The 23,545-nt window shown below is 43.4% G+C and carries 23 protein-coding genes and 1 tRNA gene; 6 read left to right on the plus strand and 18 right to left on the minus strand.

All coding sequences use genetic code 11. The features are described 5' to 3' along the window. Positions 1–38: 38 nt before the first annotated feature. From D104_RS22620 to D104_RS22685, 14 genes are all read right to left on the minus strand, one after another. A complete protein-coding gene (locus tag D104_RS22620; protein WP_024022936.1) occupies positions 39–1,580 on the minus strand; it encodes an HD-GYP domain-containing protein in 1,542 nt (513 codons plus the stop codon). Positions 1,581–1,602: 22 nt separating this feature from the next. Beyond that, entirely contained in the window at positions 1,603–2,913 is a 1,311-nt protein-coding gene (gene flgL, locus D104_RS22625; protein ID WP_024022937.1) for a flagellar hook-associated protein FlgL, read from the minus strand. A gap of 4 nt (positions 2,914–2,917) precedes the next feature. After that, on the minus strand, positions 2,918–4,894 hold the full coding sequence (gene flgK, locus D104_RS22630; protein ID WP_024022938.1) for a flagellar hook-associated protein FlgK: 1,977 nt from the start codon (positions 4,892–4,894) through the stop codon (positions 2,918–2,920). Positions 4,895–5,002: 108 nt separating this feature from the next. After that, positions 5,003–5,977 (minus strand): flagellar assembly peptidoglycan hydrolase FlgJ, encoded by a 975-nt coding sequence (gene flgJ, locus D104_RS22635; protein WP_024022939.1) that lies wholly within the window; start codon positions 5,975–5,977, stop codon positions 5,003–5,005. Positions 5,978–5,979: 2 nt separating this feature from the next. Beyond that, positions 5,980–7,068, minus strand: coding sequence for a flagellar basal body P-ring protein FlgI (locus tag D104_RS22640; protein ID WP_024022940.1), 1,089 nt, complete (start codon positions 7,066–7,068; stop codon positions 5,980–5,982). A 48-nt stretch (positions 7,069–7,116) separates the two neighbouring features. Then, positions 7,117–7,965 (minus strand): flagellar basal body L-ring protein FlgH, encoded by an 849-nt coding sequence (locus tag D104_RS22645; protein WP_024022941.1) that lies wholly within the window; start codon positions 7,963–7,965, stop codon positions 7,117–7,119. A gap of 13 nt (positions 7,966–7,978) precedes the next feature. Beyond that, a complete protein-coding gene (flgG, locus tag D104_RS22650; RefSeq protein ID WP_024022942.1) occupies positions 7,979–8,764 on the minus strand; it encodes a flagellar basal-body rod protein FlgG in 786 nt (261 codons plus the stop codon). A gap of 48 nt (positions 8,765–8,812) precedes the next feature. Then, the gene (gene flgF, locus D104_RS22655) at positions 8,813–9,556 is read right to left on the minus strand and encodes a flagellar basal-body rod protein FlgF (protein WP_024022943.1); all 744 of its coding nucleotides are present in this window, start codon (positions 9,554–9,556) and stop codon (positions 8,813–8,815) included. Positions 9,557–9,698: 142 nt separating this feature from the next. Further along, positions 9,699–11,396, minus strand: coding sequence for a flagellar hook-basal body complex protein (locus tag D104_RS22660; protein WP_024022944.1), 1,698 nt, complete (start codon positions 11,394–11,396; stop codon positions 9,699–9,701). A gap of 12 nt (positions 11,397–11,408) precedes the next feature. Then, positions 11,409–12,113 carry a flagellar hook assembly protein FlgD gene (locus D104_RS22665; protein ID WP_024022945.1) on the minus strand — a complete coding sequence of 235 codons (705 nt, stop codon included), beginning with the start codon at positions 12,111–12,113 and terminating at the stop codon, positions 11,409–11,411. Positions 12,114–12,123: 10 nt separating this feature from the next. Further along, positions 12,124–12,573, minus strand: a complete 450-nt coding sequence (gene flgC / locus D104_RS22670) for a flagellar basal body rod protein FlgC (RefSeq protein WP_031214478.1) — start codon at positions 12,571–12,573, stop codon at positions 12,124–12,126. Between the two features lie 5 nt (positions 12,574–12,578). After that, entirely contained in the window at positions 12,579–12,971 is a 393-nt protein-coding gene (gene flgB / locus D104_RS22675; protein WP_024022947.1) for a flagellar basal body rod protein FlgB, read from the minus strand. Between the two features lie 215 nt (positions 12,972–13,186). Continuing rightward, positions 13,187–14,023 carry a CheR family methyltransferase gene (locus D104_RS22680; RefSeq protein WP_024022948.1) on the minus strand — a complete coding sequence of 279 codons (837 nt, stop codon included), beginning with the start codon at positions 14,021–14,023 and terminating at the stop codon, positions 13,187–13,189. Positions 14,024–14,080: 57 nt separating this feature from the next. Beyond that, complete coding sequence (locus tag D104_RS22685; protein WP_024022949.1) at positions 14,081–15,010, minus strand: chemotaxis protein CheV; 930 nt, start codon at positions 15,008–15,010, stop codon at positions 14,081–14,083. 141 nt (positions 15,011–15,151) lie between these two features. Between D104_RS22685 and flgA the strand changes: the two genes are divergently transcribed. From flgA to D104_RS22705, 4 genes are all read left to right on the plus strand, one after another. Further along, entirely contained in the window at positions 15,152–15,844 is a 693-nt protein-coding gene (gene flgA / locus D104_RS22690) for a flagellar basal body P-ring formation chaperone FlgA (RefSeq protein ID WP_024022950.1), read from the plus strand. A gap of 112 nt (positions 15,845–15,956) precedes the next feature. Continuing rightward, positions 15,957–16,271 (plus strand): flagellar biosynthesis anti-sigma factor FlgM, encoded by a 315-nt coding sequence (gene flgM, locus D104_RS22695; protein ID WP_024022951.1) that lies wholly within the window; start codon positions 15,957–15,959, stop codon positions 16,269–16,271. Between the two features lie 37 nt (positions 16,272–16,308). Continuing rightward, positions 16,309–16,788 carry a flagella synthesis protein FlgN gene (locus D104_RS22700; protein ID WP_024022952.1) on the plus strand — a complete coding sequence of 160 codons (480 nt, stop codon included), beginning with the start codon at positions 16,309–16,311 and terminating at the stop codon, positions 16,786–16,788. A gap of 81 nt (positions 16,789–16,869) precedes the next feature. Further along, positions 16,870–16,945, plus strand: a tRNA-Arg gene (locus tag D104_RS22705). On the opposite strand, the gene D104_RS22710 is transcribed toward D104_RS22705, so the two are convergent. After that, positions 16,946–18,229: an NAD(P)/FAD-dependent oxidoreductase gene (locus D104_RS22710; RefSeq protein WP_024022953.1), complete on the minus strand. Its 1,284-nt coding sequence runs from the start codon at positions 18,227–18,229 to the stop codon at positions 16,946–16,948. It abuts the tRNA gene before it with no gap. 163 nt (positions 18,230–18,392) lie between these two features. Between D104_RS22710 and D104_RS22715 the strand changes: the two genes are divergently transcribed. Continuing rightward, positions 18,393–19,733: a glutamine synthetase family protein gene (locus tag D104_RS22715; RefSeq protein WP_024022954.1), complete on the plus strand. Its 1,341-nt coding sequence runs from the start codon at positions 18,393–18,395 to the stop codon at positions 19,731–19,733. 68 nt (positions 19,734–19,801) lie between these two features. Next, positions 19,802–20,923: a polyamine ABC transporter substrate-binding protein gene (locus tag D104_RS22720; RefSeq protein WP_024022955.1), complete on the plus strand. Its 1,122-nt coding sequence runs from the start codon at positions 19,802–19,804 to the stop codon at positions 20,921–20,923. 86 nt (positions 20,924–21,009) lie between these two features. Here D104_RS22720 and D104_RS22725 read toward each other — a convergent pair whose 3' ends face one another. Genes D104_RS22725 through D104_RS22735 form a run of 3 tightly spaced genes read right to left on the minus strand, consistent with a single transcriptional unit; the run spans position 21,010 to position 23,514 of the window. Beyond that, positions 21,010–21,750 (minus strand): glutamine amidotransferase-related protein, encoded by a 741-nt coding sequence (locus tag D104_RS22725; RefSeq protein WP_024022956.1) that lies wholly within the window; start codon positions 21,748–21,750, stop codon positions 21,010–21,012. A 40-nt stretch (positions 21,751–21,790) separates the two neighbouring features. Further along, complete coding sequence (locus D104_RS22730) at positions 21,791–22,603, minus strand: ABC transporter permease subunit (protein WP_024022957.1); 813 nt, start codon at positions 22,601–22,603, stop codon at positions 21,791–21,793. Continuing rightward, positions 22,600–23,514, minus strand: coding sequence for an ABC transporter permease subunit (locus D104_RS22735; protein ID WP_051997732.1), 915 nt, complete (start codon positions 23,512–23,514; stop codon positions 22,600–22,602). Before D104_RS22735 ends, D104_RS22730 begins: the two co-directional genes overlap by 4 nt. Positions 23,515–23,545 lie beyond the last annotated feature (31 nt).

Consider the following 23,545-nt stretch of genomic DNA (forward strand, 5'->3'; position numbering starts at 1 on the left):
GGATGCTAAAGAGTGGATGCTAAAGAGTGAATGCTAAATCATGAAATATGATTGATAAATTGCAACCCATAAGCCTGAGGGTCTACTTCACTCTCAATGACCACCTCCGTTCTCAGATTTGCAGATTTATTCAACTCGATATCAGACGACTCAATGAAAGCTTTATTCGTCACACTGTAAACTTGACGAACTAAAGAGGGTTGAAAAGCCTTATTCAGTGTTAGAACAAAGCCTACACGTCCATTTGACAAAGACACACAAGAACCGACAGGCGTACTACCAATGCTTTTTAGAAAAACAGACAGCAGTTGCTGATCAAAAGCCAATCCAGATTCTTTTAGCATCTGTTGATACGCTTTAATTGGCCCCATTGAAGGCTTATGAGGTTGCTCAGACGTCATCGCATCGTATGCATCAATAATTGCCGCTATTTTCCCATAAACTGAAATTTCCTGATCCTGCTTACCCGCTGGATAACCGGACCCATCAATTTTTTCATGATGATCTGATAACATCTGATAAACCGCTTTCGGAACCCCTTCACACTTATGCAAAATTTGCTCACCAAACTGAATATGCTTACGAAACAAATCAAACTCACTGGACGTCATCTTAGTGGTTTTCGTGACCATTGCCATCGGCAAGCGAAAACGACCTAAATCAAACAACAACGCACCAAGTGCAATAACGTCAACATAACCACTGGACAGCTTCATCGCTTTCGCAAAATGAATCCCAAGCACCGCCATTCCCATGGCATGCTGTTCTAAATAAGTAGACGCTTCTTTTATATGGCGTATTGCCATTAATGAAAAATTATTACGAGTATGAGACTCAACCAGTCGGCGACAAAACTTCATGAGCTCTAACAATTCAAGCTGCTCACCACGCTTAAAGCGTTCTACCTGCGTAGACAGTAATGAATGCCCATCTTTAAACAGCTTAAGTGCAACGACTGTCTCATCATCAAATGAAGTAGGAATCAATTTGCTTTCTAAAGGGGCTTTTTTAACAGATTCAGTCTTTTTGTTTTGCTGCTCTGGCGCTTCCAAGCTACCTTTAGCCGCCTCGTTTTCGCCATTAGCCGATTTATCCATACGAGATTTATACGTTAGGATGTATTCTCTCGTTTGATCATTTAGCTCTTGCCTGAAATAACGAAAAAGACTCACACCTCGGCCATGCTTGCTGCGTAATTCTTTGGTGTTTAAATCCGGGTTTAGCTTTTTAAGGCTTCGTACCGATCTACCGCTCGCAATAGACAAACACAAAATCAGAAATCGTTCTTGTGCGTCATATAGCCTTTCTCTTCGACTATTGAGCAACTTATCGACATTGTAGTAGGGATCGTATGGGAGGAATTCTGAATCTAATATTTTTCGCAGCACATCAAAGGTAACTTGTCGCATCGCAACGCCAACAATACGATCTTTTCGACCGTGCATTTTGATCAGGCTTTGAACACGTTTACTGCCAACCACTTGACTCTTAAGTTCTAAAATATCGAGTATTTCTTCCATATCGAAATACCCGACATTGATATCAGCCCCAAAACAGGACTCTATTTTAAATGCCGACATCTTTTACCTTATACCTCAGAGCTTACATTTTATTAAAGAGAGACAGGTTACTCATGCGAGTAAACACTTTTTGTGAAGCACTCAATGCAGACTCTTTCATTGAAAGTTCTGTTGCCGCAGCCGCAATATCCAATCCACCGACTCGATCTTGAGCAATGGCATTCGACAATTGATTCGCGGAACTAAAATCCGATCTGTCACGAAGAATATTCAACCTTGCACCCACTGAGGAACGCCCCTCACCGACCATACGCTGCGCATTATTAATGCTGGTTGTTGCGTCTAAAAAAGCGGCTTCTCGTTCATCATGACTGGCATTTTCGTTACTCAACACCGCCAAGGTATCATTAATTTCATTCAAAACGTTATCACGCCTTGGCTTATCCAAGGACACATCAATCGTTGAACCAGGCTCGCCTCTTACAAGAAAAGACATACCACCAAAAGAAATAGGCTTACCAGCCGTATAAGAACCAGCCGACACCTCTTCTCCAGCGCTATTAGTAATGCTGTAACCACCAGGAACACCATCAAATGCGCGCCTTCTTGTCTGATCCGCTCTTGTATCCGACCCAACGAAAGTCGCATCAAAAGACTCAGATGAGCTTCCATCCGATGTTATGGGAAATGTCTTCAGATGATACACATTGGACGCTGGATTTTCAGGGTCATAGAAGCTGTCCATGAATTCATGGAAATCACCTTGATGCTGAACCGTCGCAGTAAGTGAAACATCACCGGTGAGTAATTCAGATGAAAAGGATCTGTTGGTCCAAATATCCTGAAAGAGTTTTTTACCGGAATCCGTAACCGGAATTTTCATATCTTCAGATATTTGAGCGTACTTTCGGCCTTCATTACCCGCCCACTGATAACGACCTTCGCTTGTCAAAACAAACGCCGGCGTTAAAGAATCTGTTCCCGCAAAAACATAACTGCCATCGGCGCTTCTTGAATTCATCAATTCAGCCATGGATTCGGTGATTAATGAGATCTCTTGCACTATGGCATCAATATCTTCTTGTGTATTAATGTCGTTTTGCGCCTGAATAAAAAGCGTTCGAACATCGTCCATCGAATCGTTTAAACTTTCTAGCGACACTTCCTGATATTCCAGATTACTGGTTGCCATTTTGATCGAATCATCAAACAGTTTAAGTTGATGATTACTGCCTTCATAAATCAATATTTGACTTGCGCCAACAGGATTATCACTCGGTTTTACGATGTCCGTTTGTGCAGAAATTTTCTCCTGTACATTAAGGATCTTTTCATTCGCTTGACCAATCGCCCTGCTAGACTGACCGTAAATTAAATTATTCGTCACTCGCATAAGCTTACCTCATAATCCCAAGCAGGGTTTCAAACGTCGTACGAGCAGCGGTTACCACTTGAGCGGAAGCTGAGTAAGATTGTTGGTATCGCAAAAGATTCACCGCTTCTTCATCAAGACTCACTGCCGACAACCTGTCGCGACGAGCCACACTGTCATTCATTACGACTTCACTCGACTTAGCATGGCCTGCAATTTCGGCGGTTTTACTGCCCACATAAGAGATAAAGCCCGCAAACGCTTTCGATAGACTAGACTTACCAGCCACTAATGATTGATTCTGAAGATCAACCAAAGCCAAACCGTTAAAGTTATCGGCAGGGCCAATATCCTCTGTTCCCATAGTAAATTCATCGCCCAGTTTTGGCATAGAAGACACAGACACATCAAAGCCTGCGTTATCCGCTAGTCCCGCCTGCTCAAGTAAATTCGTATAATGCTGAACACCTGTCACGCTCGCAATCTCAATTCCAGTCGCATCTTGAACCACATAAGAGCTTGGAGACGTAAAATAAATTTTATGCGGTGCGCTCGGGTAAAGTTCACCCGTTGACGAAAAAGCAGAGCGCTCTGGATGTGTATCCGTAACCGATGAAATGGAGATTCTAGCGTCCGATAAATTACCTGAATTCGTACTGGCTCCAATGGGTGAACTCAACGCAAGCGCCTCCCCATTCTTAGCATGTAATGTAAGGCTAGCTGCCGCACTTTCAGTCGGAGCAAAACGAAAAGCATCGTCATTGTCGATACTGTCCATATCGCTCAATCGAATGTCCATTCCCAACTCTTCAATTTTATAATAACCATCACTGTCTGATGTCATGTTCGATGGATCAAACACTGTTGACGGCCCAACGGAACGACCGTTTAAATCGTATTGTGTAATAGCAAATCGATTATCATCCGTTCGAGTCAGTTCATAAGAGTTTTTGGTGATTTTTGCGCCACCACCCTCAGACACCTTGATAGAAATATCAGACAATTTATGGATGTTATCTTTACTTGAATACACATTCACCTTACCAAGGGCAAATATATCTTTACCAAACGCGCCATTGGCGTCTAGCCCCTTCGCATTTTGCGTATTCATCGCATCCGCAATAGAAATTGCGTGCTGACCAAGCGTTCTGTCTGCATCCACACTGAAATCCGAACGGAAGTCGACCAACCCACCAATACTTCCACCTAAACCATCTGTTTTCAAACCCACGTTATAACCACCAAAATCGACCACTAAATCGATTTTCTTAGGATCCAGAGGGTCCGCTAACACTTTTAATTCTGTTGGATTTTGATCCATAACCAAAGGCTGACCGTTCGCTAATTGAATCGTCATTAAGCCTTTATCATTAAACTGCGCTTTCACATCCAAATAGTTAGATAAGTCTTTTGCGAGCAGTTCTTGCTGATCTCGTAATTCATTGGAAGGTGAAATAGACAAACCTTCCTGACGTAATATCGCGCCGTTCAAGTCGGAGATTTTTGCGGTGATTGAGTTCAAATCGGTCAAAGACGCTGACAATTGTTCGTCTACTAAGCCTTCTTGACGCGTCACAATACCTGAAAGGGTTTTATACTGCTCAACCAAGTTATTCAAACTCGCGTGTGCCAACTGTCGTAAAGACGATGATGTTGGATCATTGTTCGCGGTTTGTAACGCGCCAAACGCGTCGTTTATATAACCAGTAAGAGAAACACTGTCTTCTGCAAGCAAGTTATCGGAAACGGACATCATAGAATGATAAGTATCGTAATAAGCAAACTCTGACGTATCTGTTCTTACTTGAGCACTAACGAAATTATCGACAAGGCGAGAGGTGTCACGAAGCACAACACCGCCAACAGGCGAGCTTGTGGTATCCGTTCTTTGGCGGCTATAGCCTTCTGTATCCACATTGGATGTATTTTGCCCAGTCGTATTAATACGAGCATTACTGGACTGAAGTCCAGACAAACCAATTGAATATAAATTTGAGCTCATAGCTCACACCTCTAGCTGTTTTTACAAAAATAACCTTGGGTTATAGAATCCCTATCGGCTAGTAATGCAAGAACTTTACCAACGCGGCCATTCGTGTGAATTTTATTACTACAGGTGTTGAAACCACTCGCTTGAAAGGATGTTATCAATTTTTTCAGAGTACTTTGGATCTGTTGCGTATCCGCCTTTTTGTAAAGAAGCGGCAAACATTGACGCGTCCTCTCCAGCATCGAGGGCATCTTTATACCGCTCACTTGAAGAGAGAAAATTTGCATAATCATCGAAGCTTTGAGAAAAAGAATCATAAGCACGAAATGCGGCTTTTTCACGCTTTGCCACACCATCACGAAACTCTAACGTGTTAACAACGGCGCGATCACCCTGCCAACGATTATCGGCTTTAATGCCAAACAAATTAAAGCTGGCGGCGCCATCTTCTTTGGCAATCGGATACTTCCCCCACCCTGTTTCCAAAGCGGCTTGAGCCAATATCGCTTTAGGGTTCACTCCTAACTTATCGCCAGCCTGCTGAGCATGAGGCCAAAGGTTTTCGACAAACTCATCAGGGGATTCGAACACAACAGAAAGCGCTGAGGGAGCGGTCGCTACAACACTTTTTGGAGCCACTTGCGACTCTTGCTGAACAGACTGAATAAATTCTCTTGAGGCACGATGTGCCAGCGCTTGAATTCTAACCAAATCCTGTTTCGCAACTTGATTCAAAAAGTCGGTGTCGCCTCGCGCTTTCGCTTCAGGTGAACTAGTACGAGCTTGTTGCTGCGTTTGATATTGACGAATCAGCGCATCAGATAACCCCAATCCACCTGACTTAGACAAGCCCTGAGACATTTGTGAATCCATCATTTCTTGATATTGCTTGGTTTGCGCACTGGAAAACAAACCACTACCAATCGCTTCATTCGTACTGCGCATGTTTTTTAATAACATGTTAATAAAAATAGATTCGAACTGCTGAGCAACGTCTTTTAACGCAGCATCTGGATCTTGTTTTGCTTTGGTTTTTAACGCCGTTAATGTGGAAAAATCAGCAAAGAAATCTTGCTTTGGCGGTACTGAATTCATCGCTATATCACCACTAAGTCTGCATTAATTGCACCGGCCTGCTTCAAACCTTCCAAGATAGCCATTACGTCACCTGGCGCCGCACCAACCTGATTAACCGCACGAACAATATCATTTAAAGAAGCACCTGGATCAAACACAAACATATGGCCACTATTTCGACTGATTTCAATGCCTTCACGAGGCGACACTATGGTCTCACCACCAGTGACCGTACCATCTTGACCAACAACTGGCGGCACTTCTTTTATCGTCACCGTCAAACTGCCATGCGTTATGGCCGCAGGAGAAACCTTCACATGCTGACCAATAATAATCGTTCCGGTTCGCGAGTTGACCACAATACGAGCTCGCTCTTCAGCCACTTCTACTTCTAAATTTTCAAGAATAGACAAAAAAGTCACGCGCTGACTTGGGTCTCGCGGCGCAGAAACACGAATTGAAGTGGCATCTAATGTGGTTGCCACACCAGGCCCCAATAAATTGTTTATTTTATCGGACACTTGTTTTGCGGTGGTGAAGTCAGGGCGATTAAGATTAAAGGTTAAGGTGTCGCCTGTATTAAAACTGCTCGGTACCGTACGCTCTACACTGGCACCATTTGGTATACGGCCAACCGTAGGAACATTACCGGATGTTCGAGAGCCGTCGGCACCGTTCGCCCCCAACCCACCAACAACCAAATTACCTTGGGCGATAGCATAAACCGCACCATCCGCCCCTTTTAACGTTGATAACAACAAGGTTCCGCCACGTAAAGCACTGGCATTCCCAATAGAAGATGCGGTGATATCAATTTTTTGACCGGGCTTAGAAAACGCGGGCAATGTGGCTGTCAGCGAAACTGCCGCCACATTCTTAGAGGTCGCACTCACGCCCGCAGGCAATGTCACACCAAATCGCGACAACATGCTTGAAAAACTTTGGTTCGTAAAAGGCGTACTATCGCCTGTTCCGTTTAATCCAATAACCAACCCATAGCCAAACAACTGGTTATCTCGAACGCCCTGAACACTAGCAATGTCTTTCAGACGTTCCGCCTGAACTGAAAAAGATAAAAAATATAAGACAATTAGCGCTATGTGCTTCATCACATCACCTATTAAAGTGGTTTTACCCACTTATTCATTACGATCAAATTAATAAGGCATATCACTCGTATTAAGCAAACGACTTACCCAACCTTGCTCACTTCCTGCCGCCACATCACCAGTACCAGAATACGTAATTCTCGCGTCGGCGACCCGCTCAGACTCAACCGTGTTATCAGGTGAAATGTCTTGCTTGCGGACCACACCAGAAAAACGAATGTATTCATCACCCTGATTTAAACGCAACCATTTTTCCCCACGAACCGCCAACACCCCATTTGGATATACCTTAAAGACAGTGACGGAGATAGTACCATTTAAGCTGTTGTTTTGATTCGCCGATGCGTTCCCAGAAAAGTCAGTGCCTTGCTGCGGAACAGTGGTGTCCATCTTCAACTCTTGCCCTAATACGGTTGGGTTTTCAATGGTTGCAGAAGAGGATTTTGACACCGTCGCCGCATTGGCTTTTGTCGACGTTGTTGTCTCGTTTAGGTTGATTGTTAATATATCGCCAACCTTACTGGCTTTTTGATCCCCAAAAAATACATCCCCCATACTGGTCTGATAAATGCCGCCCGTTGGTGCTTGGGAAGGGCTCATACCATTAGGGTATACTGGCGTATAAAAAGGGTCGTCAGACTGTATAGACTGGCCTATTTCAGGGCCACTCATTGGGTTATCAGGATCAGGCACAAACCCTTTACGTGGAACATCGGATGAAGCTTCTTCTGGTGGTATTTCTTCCCCTGTGACGGCATCAATCACCGCATCGGTTACCGCACCAGCCACACCAGCGGCAGCAGCATTCGCAACCGCTTGCTGATTAATATCCCAAGAAAGGCAACCAGACAAGCAAGCACTAAACAAAACCAAAAGCGCGCATTTAATCTTCATCATATTCCACACGTTATTATAACTGCTGTATTGCAAAGCTCATCATACCATCCGCGGCAGCAATGACCTTGGAGTTCATTTCATACGCTCTTTGAGTCGTAATCATATTAACCAGCTCTTCAATCGAATTCACGTTTGAGGCTTCTAACATGCCTTGTGCAATCGTCCCCAATGAATCGGTTCCTGGAACACCAACAAGTGGCGGGCCGCTCGCATTGGTCTCTGTAAAAATATTTTGACCTGCCGCATTAAGACCTGTCGGGTTAATAAACCCTGCGATATTAATCGCACCAACTTCTTGTGCATCCGCTTCACCACTCATACGCACAGACACCACACCATCTTCTGCAATCATAATTTCAATGGCATCAGGGTCTATTTGAATACCTGGCTCTACCACTAAGCCACCAGATGTCGAAATCTGCCCCTGACTATTAAGCTGAAGACTTCCATCACGTGTATAGGCAATGGTGCCATCAGGCTGCAGCACCTGCAAAAAACCCTTGCCTTGAATGGCAACATCAAGCTGCCTATCCGTCATATTGTAATCGCCGTTGGAAAAGTCTTTCTGCGTTGCTTCCACTTTTACACCAGTACCTAGCTGCAAACCTGACGGTAACTCTGCATTCTGAGCACTTAGCCCACCGGGCGCACGTACTGTTTTATACATTAGATCTTCAAATACCGCTCGATCTTTCTTAAACGCCGTTGTTGAAACGTTTGCCAAGTTATTGGCAACCACGTTAAGTTGCTTATCCATCGCACTTAAACCGGTTTTACTGACCCACAATGCTGAATTCATAAAAGCCTCTTATTCCAATTCTATTATTCGTTACTTATTGACTAATTTTTAAGATGATCGCTGTAAAATTCGTGCCGAAGAGTCGGCATTATCTCGAATCGTATCCATCATTTTTACATTCATTTCAAAACGTCGAGAGAGGTTCATAATGTGCGTCATTTCTTCAACCGCATTCACATTGCTGCCTTCTATAAAACCGGCCGCCAACTGAACAGTTGGATCGATCTCAAACACCTGACCATCACGAGAGTGGATTAAGCCATCCTCCTCTTTTCGCAAATTCTGGGTATCTGGGTTCACTAGCTTAATCTGGTTTAATACGGCGACTTCATTCCCCGCGCCCCCTTGAGGAACAATAGAAATGGAACCGTCAGCGGTAATGTTAATACTGTCAAGGGGAGGCAAAAAAATGGGGCCTCCCACGCCAGCGACAGGCAACCCCCGGCCTGTTACCAATTGGCCAGCCGCATTAATTTGCAAGTCTCCTGCACGAGTGTAGGCTTCCTGCCCTGCCTCATCATAGACAGCGATAAAGCCTTTACCCGCAACGGCAACATCCAGATTTCGATCCGTTTGAATCATGTCACCTTGCGTATATCGTGTTGCTGGATTTTCGGTCATCGCATACACACGGCTAGGATAATGATCGCCATACACTTGCATCGAACGAGCTTGTTCGAAATCAGATCGAAAGCCCGTTGTACTGACGTTTGCCAAGTTGTTAGCGTGTATTGTTTGAGCATTCATGGTTTGAACACCACCACTCATTGCTAAATATAAGGCCTTATCCACTACAACACTCCTAGAAGAATTCTACGTTATTGAGTTAAGTAGTATCAAAAATCGTACCAACTCGACAAAGCCAATAAAAAGACAAAAAAAAGCCGAAACAGCAAAGCACTGTTCCGGCATTAAATCTTCTCTCTCCAGAAAATTAGCGGAGGTTTATTATCGTCTGAGTAACCGTATTTTCGGTTTCTAATGTTTTACTGTTTGCTTGATAATTACGCTGTGCCTCAATCAGAGCAACGAGTTCAGACGTTAGATCTACGTTAGATTCCTCTAACGCGCCCCCTTGAATTTTTCCTAATGTTCCACTGTTTGGACGACCAATATCAGCAGGACCAGAACCTTTGCTCGCCAACCAAGCGGTATGTCCTGACGGCATAAGACCGTCCGTACTATCGAATGTTGCCAACGCTATCTGGCCAAGTGTTGCCGTTTGTTGGTTGGTATAGTTTGCCACCAACAAACCATCACTATCAAAAGACACACCCTGCAATTCGCCTGCGGAAAAACCGTTTTGTTCGAAGTTGTCTGTATTATCCAACGCAAACTGAGTCGAACCAGTAAGGTCTAGCTCTGTTACACGACCTCGATTTGTCGGATCAATCCCCATCACTTCTAATGTAATTGGCTGAGCCACACCGAAAGGTGGAATACCTCGATAAGCGCCCATCAAATTACCCGCGGCATCAAAAGACACGGCTGTATTTTCTTCTAAAAATCGCGTGTCTTCCCCTGTCAATGGATCGGTATAGCTTTCTTCCCCATCCATTGTCACACGCAACTCATAAGTATTGTCTTCACCTTGCTTAATAAAGTAATAACCCATCGTATGAGATTCACCCAGAGAGTCATAAACAGACCGAGTATTACCGTACGTATAAGTATCTGGATCAAGCGGATCAAATGCTTCTCGAGCGACAGAACTTGAGCTTCGAACTTCTGTCGGTGCCAAAGTGGATGCTATCGCCATTCCAGCCAAAGTACCTGCAACGGCAAGCGGTGTTTTCGTCGCTGCAGCAATATCTGCCACACCAGGCTCTGTCGCACCTAAGTATAAAAGCTCAAATGGCTGCTCTTCTACGCCATCACCGTTGTGATCCACACCGGCTTCGGCGGAGTTATAGGTCGCGTATGTTTCACCCATAAACGCAACACCTGCATCATCTTTAATGTTGCCATCGACAGTCGCATGCACTTTATACGTATTTGGCATTTCACTTTTTGCATAATAATACGTCACAATATGCGTATCACCATTACCATCCGCCACGCCTTGCGTTTGCGTAAAATTGTAGGTATCAGGATCCATCGGATCAAAATCCGCTTTGATAAACGGCGGAAAATCTTCACTCTTTGAGTTTAAATTGACCTTTAAGCTCATGTCTGTAGTGGATTCTGGTGAAATTCTATCGGTTGGTATTTTTAAATCACCAAGGTTACCACCTACGATACCTTCAACCGCATTAAACCCCTGAACATGACTGCCGGTATTGGTTACCAAGAAACCATCTTCATCCAGCTTGAAGTTACCCGCTCTTGTATAGGTTTGAGCGATACCAGCGTCAAGGATAAAAAAGCCACTTCCATCAATGGCAAGATCAAGATTGTTATCTGTATACGATAAGTTGCCCGGTGAAAATTCCTGAGAAACACTACTAACACTCACACCAGAACCAATACTGTTGCCGCTCCCTGCGCCGAGCACACTAGTGTTGTAAAGATCATCAAACTCAATACGTGACTTTTTAAAGCCTGTTGTATCGGCGTTGGCAATGTTATTACCAGTAACGCTTAAATAATCGGCAGAAGCCTTAATGCCAGACAGTGCTGTATTGAATCCCATAATGCTCTCCAATCACCCTAATATTTCTAATTCATTTGTAAGTTTGATTTTGCCGTGATTTTCCACGTTTAAAACCGTACCGTTCTCACCATTAATAGTGACACCCTGGATACGCGTCGGAAGACGAGTACTCATAGTGGAAACTTCACCTTTATCATTTGTCGAAGAAGCGGCAAAACGATATTCACCAGACGGCAAAGGATTTCCGTCATCATCCAGCTTATCCCACTGATACTCACCAGAATTAAGAGCAGCCGTACGAACCAGACGATTATCCGCATCAAATATTTTCAACGACGCGGTCTGAGAATTCTCAGGTATCACCGTTTTTAACTGAACCGCTTCTGAGCCGTCCGTTATTTTTGCCTTACTACCTTCCAACAAAATCGATTTACCGACCAATGTAGAAGCACTCAGCGCTTGATTCGAGGTAAGCGATGTCGCCATGTTCTCCAATTGATCAGAGATACCTGTTAGCCTTTCTAAGGAGCTAAACTGTGACATTTGCGCCACCATATCGTTGGCATCTTGAGGCGCAGTTGGATCTTGCCCTTTAAGTTGCTCAATATAGAGTTTTAAAAATACATTCTGGTCAGCTAACGCCGCCTCATCTTTTGCCACTTCAGGCTTCTCAATACCAGCTTTGGATTTAGCTGCATCGGTTCCATATTGAGAAATCAGCCCGCCAAGGCCTTTAGTGTCAGATATATTTGCCATCTATCCGCTCCTATGACTGTCCAAGCGTGAGCATTTTCTGCATCATACTTTTTGCTGAATTCATAATTTCCACATTCGTCTGAAAGGATCGTGACGCCGACATCATATCGGCCATCTCTTCCATCGGGTTTACATTCGGGTAAAACACATAACCCTCTTCGTTAGCCATTGGGTGATCTGGCTCATATCTTGGTTGCAGAGGTGCATCCGATTCCACAATGCCGTCGACCTTTACACCAATACCAGCACCGCTTTCATCAACACTGGCATTATTCCAACCATAATCACGCATACTGTCATTCATCATCTGCGAAAATATGGGCTTACGGGCACGATATGTTTGATCTGCTGAGCTTGCCGCACTGTCTACGTTCGCCATGTTGCTTGCAATCGTATTCAAACGAACCGTTTGAGCACTCATTGCTGACCCAGAGATGGTAAAAATATTACTCAAAGACATCGTCATTAATTCCCAATAAGCGCTTTTTTCATGCCGCTAATTTTTCGATCCAAGAACATAAAACTCGTATCAAACTGTAATGAGTTTTGCGCGTACTCGGCCTGCTCTCTCTGCATATCAACGGTATTACCATCTAAGGATGGTTGATTGGAATTCCGGTACAATAAATCATCTGATTCACCTGAAAACCCCTCCCCAGAGATATGTCTTGTGTTTGTGCCTGCCAGCTTAAGTTTGCTGCTTTCGTTATTTAAAAGTGAGTCGAATGAAATGTCTCTTGCTTTAAAGTTTGGTGTATCCGCATTGGCAATGTTATTTGCAAGGACAGCGGCTCTCGCACTTCTGAACTCTAGCGTTTTGTCATGTCCTGCCAATGCACTCGCAAAAGATATAGCCATTCATTCCTCAATAAAAACATCACTAATCAATACATGAAACATAAAGCAATATTGATGCCAAAAAATAAAACTCCTATTTATCAATGACATACCAATAAAAAAGGCAGGAACGGCAAAAAGCGGCAATATTGAAGGTTAGGGTAATAAACACAAAAAAGCCCATCTAAAAAATTAGACAGGCTTTCTAAATAATAAAAGTGAGGTTTAACGTAGCGTTACAGCGCTTTGGCCTTATACACGATACCAGGATGGCATTGTACAATCTCAAAATGGTCAGATAGACCACTCAACGCCTCAGATCCACCAAGAAACAAATACCCACCCGGCTTTAGAGAGGAATGCATTCTTTTCAGAATATCTAGCTTGAGATCTACCGTAAAATAAATCAGTACATTTCGACAAAAAATCACATCGAACTTACCCAATACTGTAAAGGGCTCGATCAAGTTCAAATACTTAAAATCAACACGCGAACTCAAATGCGGTTTTATTTTCCAAGTTAAGTCATTCACTTTATCAAAATAACGGTTTTGCAAATCTGCACCAAGACCACGAGCAATAGCCAAACTATCGTACTCACCTTGTTTGGCATGCTGAAGAATATTTGTACAAATATCCGTAGCGACAATTTTTTCACCCGCCTTCAACACGCCCGGTCGAGCAGATTTAAACTCCTCAATCACCATGCTAATGGAATAAGGTTCTTGACCTGTAGAAGAGGCTGCAGACCAAATTTTCAAGGGCGCCGCCGTCATTTCTGGTAGCACTTTACTTTTCAAAATGGCGAACGGGTGGGTATCTCTAAACCAAAGTGTTTCATTGGTCGTCATTGCATTAATGACTTCCTCTTTTAGTTTCGTGCTACCAAACCGCTCTAAAGCATCAACGAGCTGCTCAATTTTAGAGTAGCCTTCTCTTTCCAATACTTTACCTAGACGACTAGCGACCAAGTATTGCTTATTGTCACTCAGCGAAATTCCACATGCTTTCTGTAGATAATCTCTAAATCTGATATAACCATTTGGTGTAATTGCATTTGTACTACTGAGCATTAAAACTCCATTAGCGACAGATCAAATTAATAAGGCAGGATTACCCCCTGCCAACAATCACTCTGATGATGCCTGCACTGTTTCAATCGCCAATCGAGCCAATTCATCTGGCTGGAATTTAGCCAAGAAACCATCCGCCCCAACTTTTTTCACCATTGCCTCGTTGAAAACACCACTCAAAGAGGTATGAAGAAGAATAAACAAATCTTGTAAGCGACTATCATTACGAATGGCTGTAGTCAGTGTGTATCCATCCATTTCCGGCATTTCTATGTCCGAAATGACCATAGAGAATTCCTCTGTAACATCTTTACCTTCGGCAACCATGTTTTGTAGGAAATCAAGCGCTTCTCGTCCATCACACAACACCGTTGTAGCAAAGCCAACCTGTTCCATACAACGCTTAATCTGCTTACGTGCAACAGAAGAGTCATCAACAATAAGAATATGATGTTTCTTCGCGTTCTCTGTTACCGCTTCGTTAACAATACCTTCTGAAATATCCTGACGAGTAGGTGCGACTTCAGATAAAATCTGCTCAACATCAAGGATTTCAACCATCTCTTTTTCCACCTGACAAACGGCGGTGAGGTAATTGTCATTAGACAAACCCTTTGGTGGCGGCTGAATATCACTCCAGTTCATATTCACAATACGCTCAACGCCTCGTACTAGAAATCCCTGTATACGACGGTTGTACTCTGTGATGATGACGAAACACTGGTCAATGTTTTCAATGGGGCTTGATCCTGTCGCCAGCCCTAAATCTAAAATAGGAATCGTACCACCGCGAATATGAGCAACCCCACGCACAACAGGCGAGCTGTGAGGCATGATCGTCAATTTGGGGCACTGTAGAATTTCTTTTACCTTAAAAACGTTGATACCGTAAAGGTGCTTACCATTTAAGCGAAACAACAGTAACTCGAGTCGGTTTTCCCCTACAAGCTGCGTACGTTGGTTAACAGTATCCAAAACTCCAGCCATAAACGCCTCCAAAAATGTGTAAACATTATCCTGAGGTATCACCTCAAAATTGTTAAAATGTATTATCCAATGATAAAGTGATTTCTAATATTTTACTAACTATCTTATTTATAACATGATAATAAACAAAGTGAGCGAATCATGCGAATCCTAAGGCTAAGTGTAGCCTTCATTTACTTTCAAGTTGGTTTAACATTTGCCACATCGACTGAAGAGCACATTAATCACTTCATAAACCAAGTAGAAATCCCAAGACTTTCAGAAACCTACCCTAACGCGGCTATTGGCATTACACTAAATAATGTATCCGCACTCAACTACATACCGGCTTGTGACAATGGCTTTTTTCAGATTATTAACCAAAGGCCAGAAGCAACAAAACGCACAAATTACGAGATCAGCTGCAGTGAGCCTGTATGGAAATCTTACGTTCCGGTCACTCAATCTATAATGATTCCTGCCATAAAAACCATCACCCCAATCAATCGGGGGCAAATCATCAGTAAGTCGAACACAGATGTCGGTGAAGTAGACCTATCTAGCTTAAGAGGGCATATTTTTACCGAAGATAATCCACCTTATGGACAGATAGCATCACGTAATTTGCGTATAAATACCTTTATTACGGATAACCTAACCACACCTCCAATGCTTATAAAGAAAGGTGACGTTGTATTAATCACAGCTCAAAGCGGCAGCATATTAGTCCGGATGAACGGTGTTGCGTTAGAAAATGGCGTTAAAGGACAACAAATACGCGTAAAAAACACAAGTTCTGAGCGAATTATATACGCCAAAGTTGTAACTGACAGTGAGGTTCTTGTAAACTATTGAGTACAGACTGATCGGCGATTTATAAATTCTTTTTTTCTATAGCTTTCATTAAAGTTTCTGTAGGCGTTGCCGACAATATAGACAGGCAAATCATTAAAGGGCGGAAAACCCAATGGCAATACATTTTACAGGTCTATCAAACCAGAGCACGATCAATAAAAGCGAACGTTCGCAAAAAGACGATGCTACTGGTAGTGCGACAGAAAAACAAAGCGCTGTACAAAGTGGCGGTACTTTAGCAGAAGACACCGTGAAATTGAGCGGTACTGCGCAAACATTGCAAAATCAGCAAGCCAAGATTAACAACTTGCCTGATGTTGACATGGATAAAGTAGAACAAATCAAAAACGCTATTGCAGCGGGCGAATACAAAATAGATACGCAGAAGCTAGCAAATAATATGGCTTCTATGGACTCGCTATTCTAGACTGTACAACTTATACAGTCTGTAAACGGTTTGTCTTATGATCCCCATTGCCCCTATATTTATCAAAAGCAAAGAGACACTAGAAAGGCTCTCTTTGCTTCTTGATGAAGAACGTTTGGCTTATGGCGAACTGGACAGCGAAACCATCATCAATTTATCCGAAGAAAAGCAAACCCTCCTAGATGAAATGAATCAACTCAATGAGAAAAGAGTCAATATTCTCATTAAATTTGATGTCGTCGATCGAAAAGAGCCCTCCGAAGAAGATTTTAAAAAGTGGCTTTCCTTACAAGACAGCTCTATGGATGAAGTACGGCTATTAATGAAAGACTGCGAAGCTTTATTGAAAAAGTGTAAAACACAAAACAACACAAACGCTCGCATCCTCAACACCTTACAAAAGCGTAACAAGCACCTATACGAACTCCTGCAAGGCCATAGTAGTAAGAACAAAGTCTATACTGCCAGAGGCTCCACTCGCCCAATCAGTAGCAAACACACGCTAGGACGGGCCTAAAAACCTATAAGAATCAATAGCATGGTTATGTTTGATTTGTAATTCAAACATAACTAATGTATAAAATACGCCTTGCGATCAGTCCCCATAGGTAAACAGGATATACCGGCCGCCTCCTAAGCAGCTATTCCAGGTTCGAGTCCTGGTGGGGACACCATTAAGGCAATTGGTCTCGCAGCTTGTAATACAACATCCCCGCAACCAACCCAGGCCAACGCAATAAAGTCCCACCAGGAAAGTCCGCATTAGGAACACTTGCAAAAATATCAAAACGCTCTGCGGTGCCGCTTACCGCTTCCGAAATTAACTTTCCACCCAAAGTCGCCAATGCGATCCCGTGCCCTGAATACCCTTGCGCTATAAACACATTCTTTTCTTCGTGACCAAAATGAGGCATTCGATTCAGCGTAATAGCCAGCGTCCCTCCCCAACTGTAATCAATTTGCACTTTCTTCAATTCAGGATAAGTGGCAATCATATGTTTTTTAACAAAGCCTGAGATGTCTGAAGGAAAGCGAGATCGATAGTTTTCTCCGCCTCCCCATAGCAGTCGTTTATCTGCAGATAAACGGAAGTAATTCACTACAAATTTTGAGTCAGCCACAGCAAGATCGAGCGGGTTTATTCGATTATAAACAGACGCCGGCAAGGGCTGGGTTGCCAAAATAAAGTTATTGATTGGCATGATTTTTTTTGCAGCTTGAGGGTGTAATTTTCCCAGATACCCATTACATGCGAAGACAACGAATTTTGCTTTCACGGTTGCGAGAGGGGTTGAAACACTAGGATTATTTCCCGAGACATAACCAACAACCGGCGTGTTTTCATAAATATGAACACCATTTTTTTGCGCCGCATGAGCCAATCCTAATGCGTAATTATAAGGATGGAGGTGTCCCCCTTGCTCATAATACTCAGCACCATAGTAATGCTCTGTCCCTAGTCGCTCTGCCACACTTTGATCATTCAAATATGCAATGGAAGCAAAACCCAATACGGTGTTCTTATATTCCACGGCCTGCTTCATATCTTCGACATGAGATGGCTTTGAGGCCACATGTAACACTCCCGCCTTCAAATCACATTCTATTTGATGTTCATGAATAAGAGACTTCACCAACTCAACCGACTCAACCGACATTTTCCATAATGCATCGGCATTTTCTTTACCGACTTTTCGACATAAGACCTCATGATCAACATTCAGCCCCTGACAAAATTGACCACCATTACGCCCAGAAGCACCAGAACCAATCGACTTAGCCTCTAACAAGGTAACGCGATAGCCTTTTTGAGACAGGTGAAGCGCTGCCGACAACCCAGTATATCCAGCACCAATGATACAAACATCGGTTTCATGGCTTTCTTGCAAAGGGGGAAAGTGTAAAGTTTGATTACTGCTATGCGCATAATAAGAACGTTCAAAACCTTGATTCTGCATGTTTATACCCTATAAAAAAACATTACACATTTCGTAGCACTGCACCAATAGATCATTAATTTAGTCAAAATTTAAAAAAAAGTAGCTACCCCTTAGTAGGTATGTGTCGATTCTTATAAAAGTGTTATTACTTAAGAGTCAACAACATAATGAAGGGGGATTCATGGGTGTTCTAGAAGATTTTCTAAAAAAGCATTCAATTATAGAAATCGAGTCTACATTACCAGACATGACAGGCAATGCGCGGGGTAAATTCTACCCTACACGTAAGTTCTTAGCAGAAAATGGTGGACGCTTACCTGAAACGGTTTTAGTACAAAGTGTGACCGGAGATTGGGCTTATAACCATTACGACATAGTCGATGCCCGTGACCGTGACATGATACTTGTACCAGACACCAACACGCTGAGAATTGTTCCTTGGACAGATGAACCCACCGCACAGCTTATTAACGATTGTTACGACACCCAAGGCAACCTTCACCCTTTAGCCAGCCGAACCATTCTACGACGAGTTTTAGCGCTGTTTGAAAAAGAAGGATTACGTCCCGTCGTTGCACCAGAAGTCGAATTTTATCTGGTGCAAAAAAATGACGATCCAGATTATGAATTGAAGGCAGCCAAAGGCCGCTCTGGCCGAAGAGAGACCGCTCGTCGATCTTATAGCATTGACGCGGTTAACGAATTCAATCCTGTCATTGACACTTTATACGCCTATTGCGAAGCACAAGATTTGGATGTGGACACGCTGATCCATGAATCTGGTGCGGCGCAAATGGAGATCAACTTTCTTCACGGCGATGCGCTTGATTTAGCGGATCAGGTTTTTGTATTCAAACGCACCCTACGAGAAGCCGCGTTAAAGCATGATATCTACGCCACTTTTATGGCCAAACCGATGCAAAATGAGCCCGGTAGCGCCATGCATATCCACCAAAGCATTTTAGACATTAAGACCGGAAAAAACATTTTCACTGAAAACGGCGAGTTCAGTGACGCGTTTTATCATTACATGGGCGGTTTGCAAAAATACACGCCAAGTGCCATCAGTTTTTTTGCGCCGAATGTAAATTCCTATCGTCGTTTTGCACCAGAAATCGCCGCGCCAGTGAACATGAAATGGGGCATTGATAACCGCACGACAGGCTTACGCGTTCCCGCATCATCACCTGAAGCCACACGAATTGAAAACCGTTTTCCTGGATCGGACTGCAACCCTTATTTAGCCATTGCGGCAAGCTTGGCTTGTGGTTATTTAGGCTTAAAAGAAAAGCTCAAACCAAGTGCGCCAATCACTGGTGCCGCCGCACTTGAACATGACAATGTGGAACTAGCTCGTACTTTAGAAGAAGCATTACGATTACTAGAAGACTGCCCTGAAATTTGCGAAATCATGGGGCAGCAATTTATCGATGCTTATATTGGCATTAAAAAAACGGAGTTTGAAACCTTTAACAAGGTCATCAGCTCTTGGGAAAGAGAGCACTTATTGCTCAATGTATAACCCCCTTTGAGGTCATCGTTTAATGAATTGATCAACATTTTCCATTGCTAACTAAGAGGTAGAACACTATGAAAAACACCGTATTTCGTTTATGTAAACCCTTAATGCCATTACTTGCCTGCACCGCTGTCGCCATGCCAATTTCTGGGCTTGCAGAAGAAGAACTGAAATTTTACAACTGGTCGGATTATATTGGTGAAGACACCATTGGTAACTTTGAGCAACAAACGGGCATCCATGTCATTGCGGATGTTTTTGACAGTAATGAAGTACTAGAAGCCAAATTGCTCGCCGGCGGTTCAGGTTACGACTTAGTTGTGCCGACAGCCTCTTTTATGGGGCGTCAAATTCAAGCGGGTGTTTTTCAAAAACTGGACAAATCCAAACTATCAAACTACAAAAACATTGACCCTGAATTATTGTCTTATTTAGAAGCCGTTGACCCAGGCAATCAATATGGTGTGCCATATTTGTGGGGCACAACAGGCATCGGCTACAACCCTGCGATGGTCAAAAAAGCATTAGGCGAAGACGCGCCAGTCAACAGCTGGGACCTCGTGTTTAAACCGGAAAATATGGCAAAACTCGAAAAGTGTGGTGTGATGTTCCTCGACTCACCCGACGAACTGTACCCATTGGCTTTGAATTATTTAGGCATGGATCCAAATAGCCGAAAAGCGAAAGACTATGCACTAGATAGCCCAGCAGCCATGTTATTGAAAAAGGTTCGCCCTTACGTCACTCAATTCCATTCTTCGCAATACATTAGCGCGCTGGCCAATGGCGATGCGTGCGTGGCAATTGGCTGGTCTGGTGATGTCATCCAAGCCCAAGACCGTGCAGCAGAAGCAGACAATGGTATCGAAGTGGCATACAGCATTCCGGACGAAGGCACACAAATTTGGTTTGATATGCTCGCCATTCCAAAAGGTGCTAAAAGTGCAGACAACGCCCATGAGTTTATCAACTACTTGATGGAACCAGAGGTCATTGCCGATGTAACAAACTACGTCGCGTACGCTAATCCAAACCTGTTAGCCACGGAGCTTCAAGATCAAGAAATTTCCAACAACCCTGGTATTTACCCATCCGACGAAGTGAAAGAAAGATTCTTCACACAAAAATTGCGCGGTGCAAAAATCGAACGATTAATGACCCGTTTTTGGACCAACCTTAAGACAGGGCAATAACCCGCTATCAGACAAAATAAGCCACAAAAAAGCCAATGATGAAATATCATTGGCTTTTTTACATTCACCTTAAATGAGCAACAACACTAACCTTGAGAAAGGCGGTTTTCATCCCCTGATTTGATAAATTCCACCAACCACGCAATCACTTCTGGCGAATTTAACGCATCCTTTCGAACGCTACTCAAGCCTTGCTCAGCCACTTCAAGCGAAAAGCTGTCGCCTTTTATGTTGTCAATCAATGCCGCTTCATAAGCCGCACTGAACTCTGGATGCCCTTGCAAAGTAACGATGTGTTTGTCATATACCAAACCCGCATTTTCACAGAATGCAGACCGAGCAAATACCTTGGCTCTGGTAGGTTTTAGGACGACTTGATCTTGATGCATCGCACAAATTGAAATATGGCTCGGCGGCTCAGGCAAAACAATGTCCTTCACATTGGGAACCACCTCGTAGTCATGAATCCCAACACCCCAACCACCAGCAAACTTTACTACGCCACCGCCCAATGCTTCGGCAATAATCTGATGCCCAAAACAAATCCCCACTAAAGGCTGCTTTTTCGCATCAATTTCCTGAATCAGCACTTTTAGTTGCTGCATCCAAGAAAGATCTTCATAGACATTTGAGCGAGACCCAGTAATCAACCACGCATCACATACATCAGCATGACTTGGAAAAACGCCATCTCGAACATCAAACACGTCAAATTCAAACGTCGAATCCTGCTCAGCAAACTGCGTAACAAACATATCGGCATAAGAGCCAAAACTCGGTAACAATGTAGGACGAGTAATACCCGCTGCCAGTATTCCAATTCTCATTTACCCTCCTTTAAAGCTATGAATAAACGCTTCAAATCAATCATTGAGATATCTTGTATCGGTTCTGACGATGCATAATAAAAATAGCGGCAATGACCGCAATGGCAACCACTAAAATCATCAGGGTAGCAAGCGCATTCACTTCTGGAGAAACCCCCAAACGCACTTTCGAAAAAATCACCATCGGCAAAGTGCTATTTCCCGGCCCAGACACAAAACTGGCGATCACTAAGTCGTCCAGAGATAAGGTAAAAGACAACAACCAACCGGACACAATTGCAGGCGCAATCAACGGCAAGGTAATGAGAAAGAACAAAGAGGACGGTTTCGCACCTAAATCCATTGCCGCTTCTTCTAAGGTTTCATCCAAAGACGCCAAGCGAGATTGAACAACCACCGCAACGTACGCCAGACAAAACGTAGTGTGCGCAATAATAATGGTGCCGGTTCCTCTTCCTGCCGGCCAACCAAACATAGATTCCAATGCCACAAACAGCAGCAATAATGACAAGCCAGTAATGACATCCGGCATAATTAATGGCGCGGTCACCCAACCCGACAAAATCGTCTTGCCTCTAAATCGCCCCATGCGACTTAAAACAAAACCCGCCATGGTGCCTAAGACAACGGCAAGCGTTGCACTAATGGCGGCGATTTTAAAACTGAGCAACGTCGCATTAATAATTTGCTCATTTTGAAACAAAGCCGCATACCATTTGATTGACCAGCCACCCCACACGGTAACCAATTTAGACTCATTAAAACTGTAAATAATGAGTGAAATAATGGGCGCGTACAAAAAGACGAAACCAAATAACGCCGAACCGTTTAAAAATAAAGAGCCTCGTTTCATGGTGCGTCCTCCTGCTTGTTGCGGCTACGAATAAACATGATCGGCCCCACTAATACGATTAACATCACCGTTGCCACTGCGGAGGCCATTGGCCAATCGCGATTTAAGAAAAATTCGTCCCATAACACACGGCCTATCATCAATGTATCCGACCCACCTAACAACGCGGGAATCACAAATTCTCCCACGGCGGGAATAAACACCAGCAAACAACCCGCAACAATTCCGGGAATCGCCAACGGCAAGGTCACCAAGAAAAAGGCTTGATAGGGTTTTGCACCTAAATCTTTGGCCGCTTCCAACAGCGCTAAGTCCATTTTTTCGAGTGTGGTATAAAGTGGTAAAATCATGAAGGGTAAATAGGTATAAACGATGCCAACATACACTGCGAAATCGGTTTGTAACATAATCAGAGGGTGGTCAGTTATTCCCAGCCCCATTAAAAATTCGTTTACTACACCGTTTTTTTTCAACAACCCCATCCACGCATAAACACGCAATAAGAAGGAGGTCCAAAAAGGTAAAATAACCAAAGAAAGCAATAATGTACGTCGAGTACGTGAACTCTTTGCAATTAAATAGGCAATGGGAAAGGCAATCACCAAAGTAATGAAGGTAGAAATGGCGGCAATCCGAATCGAACTCAAATACGCATCAAGATAAAAGCGGCTTTCAAATAAAAATAAATAATTACCGAAGGTGATTTTAAGCGTCGCGTAGGCTTCTTCTGGATTCCATTCGAACAATGGAGAATAAGGCGGAACAGCGATCGCAGACTCTGCCAAGGAAATTTTGAAAACCACAAGAAATGGAATAAAGAAAAAAACCGCCAACCATAAAGTGGGCGTCAAAATAACCGCCATGCGTCCCCAGTTCATCGCTTTAATACGATGCACTAAACGTACTGCCATGGCACCTTTTCCAACATAAGGGGTTATATTG

It is taken from the genome of Marinomonas profundimaris, from assembly GCF_000508165.1.
Classification (GTDB): Bacteria; Pseudomonadota; Gammaproteobacteria; order Pseudomonadales; family Marinomonadaceae; genus Marinomonas; species Marinomonas profundimaris.

What these genes read in the sequence shown, in the direction of transcription:
- flgB (WP_024022947.1), bottom strand. Translation starts at nt 12,971, where the DNA reads ATGGCTATATCTTTTGCGAGTGCATTGGCAGGACATGACAAAACGCTA.
- D104_RS22710 (WP_024022953.1), bottom strand. Translation starts at nt 18,229, where the DNA reads ATGCAGAATCAAGGTTTTGAACGTTCTTATTATGCGCATAGCAGTAAT.
- D104_RS22680 (WP_024022948.1), bottom strand. Translation starts at nt 14,023, where the DNA reads ATGCTCAGTAGTACAAATGCAATTACACCAAATGGTTATATCAGATTT.
- D104_RS22645 (WP_024022941.1), bottom strand. Translation starts at nt 7,965, where the DNA reads ATGATGAAGATTAAATGCGCGCTTTTGGTTTTGTTTAGTGCTTGCTTG.
- flgK (WP_024022938.1), bottom strand. Translation starts at nt 4,894, where the DNA reads ATGAGCTCAAATTTATATTCAATTGGTTTGTCTGGACTTCAGTCCAGT.
- flgJ (WP_024022939.1), bottom strand. Translation starts at nt 5,977, where the DNA reads ATGAATTCAGTACCGCCAAAGCAAGATTTCTTTGCTGATTTTTCCACA.
- D104_RS22685 (WP_024022949.1), bottom strand. Translation starts at nt 15,010, where the DNA reads ATGGCTGGAGTTTTGGATACTGTTAACCAACGTACGCAGCTTGTAGGG.
- D104_RS22730 (WP_024022957.1), bottom strand. Translation starts at nt 22,603, where the DNA reads ATGAAACGAGGCTCTTTATTTTTAAACGGTTCGGCGTTATTTGGTTTC.
- D104_RS22660 (WP_024022944.1), bottom strand. Translation starts at nt 11,396, where the DNA reads ATGGGATTCAATACAGCACTGTCTGGCATTAAGGCTTCTGCCGATTAT.
- flgA (WP_024022950.1), top strand. Translation starts at nt 15,152, where the DNA reads ATGCGAATCCTAAGGCTAAGTGTAGCCTTCATTTACTTTCAAGTTGGT.
- D104_RS22715 (WP_024022954.1), top strand. Translation starts at nt 18,393, where the DNA reads ATGGGTGTTCTAGAAGATTTTCTAAAAAAGCATTCAATTATAGAAATC.
- D104_RS22665 (WP_024022945.1), bottom strand. Translation starts at nt 12,113, where the DNA reads ATGGCAAATATATCTGACACTAAAGGCCTTGGCGGGCTGATTTCTCAA.
- flgM (WP_024022951.1), top strand. Translation starts at nt 15,957, where the DNA reads ATGGCAATACATTTTACAGGTCTATCAAACCAGAGCACGATCAATAAA.
- flgC (WP_031214478.1), bottom strand. Translation starts at nt 12,573, where the DNA reads ATGTCTTTGAGTAATATTTTTACCATCTCTGGGTCAGCAATGAGTGCT.
- D104_RS22725 (WP_024022956.1), bottom strand. Translation starts at nt 21,750, where the DNA reads ATGAGAATTGGAATACTGGCAGCGGGTATTACTCGTCCTACATTGTTA.
- D104_RS22700 (WP_024022952.1), top strand. Translation starts at nt 16,309, where the DNA reads ATGATCCCCATTGCCCCTATATTTATCAAAAGCAAAGAGACACTAGAA.
- flgG (WP_024022942.1), bottom strand. Translation starts at nt 8,764, where the DNA reads ATGAATTCAGCATTGTGGGTCAGTAAAACCGGTTTAAGTGCGATGGAT.
- D104_RS22640 (WP_024022940.1), bottom strand. Translation starts at nt 7,068, where the DNA reads ATGAAGCACATAGCGCTAATTGTCTTATATTTTTTATCTTTTTCAGTT.
- D104_RS22735 (WP_051997732.1), bottom strand. Translation starts at nt 23,514, where the DNA reads ATGGCAGTACGTTTAGTGCATCGTATTAAAGCGATGAACTGGGGACGC.
- D104_RS22620 (WP_024022936.1), bottom strand. Translation starts at nt 1,580, where the DNA reads ATGTCGGCATTTAAAATAGAGTCCTGTTTTGGGGCTGATATCAATGTC.
- D104_RS22720 (WP_024022955.1), top strand. Translation starts at nt 19,802, where the DNA reads ATGAAAAACACCGTATTTCGTTTATGTAAACCCTTAATGCCATTACTT.
- flgL (WP_024022937.1), bottom strand. Translation starts at nt 2,913, where the DNA reads ATGCGAGTGACGAATAATTTAATTTACGGTCAGTCTAGCAGGGCGATT.